Here is a 738-nt window from a genome sequence, read left to right as displayed (position 1 = left end):
GCGAAATAATTTACCCGTGTCCCGCAACCTAAGTTATTGATAAAATTTGAATTTTACGTTAGTTAGTAGCTGGTTTTTTCGAAAACAGTACACTAGCGCATGAATCCTGAAATAGTGACGATCGGAAAAATTGTCGTTTCGGGGTATGACCGACAATGAGTCAGCTAATATTTCGCCCCTGTTGTCCAGCAATACCAGGTCGCCTTTATAAGCCGCTGCCGTGGAGCGATCAAACAGGACAAGTTGTCGCAGTTCAGGCGACAGGTCTTTGAGGTCCGGGCGTTCCCACGCGCTGATCATTCCTTGCAGGGAAGAGTCGTAAAGTTCTGCATTGTGCAAAACGTCGGCATCGATCAATTGCACGATATTGGCCGCTGCACGCGCTGCCGTCTGCGCTGCGTCGTCGCGTTCCCTTGCCAGTAAAGACGCCACAATCGCCAGAATGGCAAGCATCGAGACCGAGCTGCCAACGATCAGCATAAGCTCCGGACGGGTCCATTTGAGCCGGGCTTGCCGAGATGATGCAAACAACATAATTGGTTATTCTACCTGCAGACGAATGATTCTTGATAAAAGGTTAAGTCCGTTATCAATATTTTTATAAACTTAATGCGGGTGTATATCACGCTTCCTATATCCTGGCGGTTTCAGAGGCTGAGTGCAACACCCGGCTATTGAGTTAGGGATGGACTCTCATGATGCTTGGACATCATTTCCGTCATCATTTCGATAGGGCAT

Annotated in this window: 1 pseudogene; it reads right to left on the bottom strand. The window is 48.0% G+C overall.

The annotated features are described in order from the left end of the window. Nucleotides 1-93: 93 nt before the first annotated feature. Nucleotides 94-537 (bottom strand): annotated as a pseudogene (locus tag DW49_RS0107515) (PDC sensor domain-containing protein); the annotation flags it as partial. Nucleotides 538-738: the final 201 nt, after the last annotated feature.

The organism is Pseudomonas avellanae BPIC 631 (genome assembly GCF_000444135.1).
GTDB lineage: Bacteria > Pseudomonadota > Gammaproteobacteria > Pseudomonadales > Pseudomonadaceae > Aquipseudomonas > Aquipseudomonas avellanae.
The sequence above is the reverse complement of the archived record's forward strand: the minus strand, read 5'-3'. Positions and strand labels throughout refer to the sequence as shown.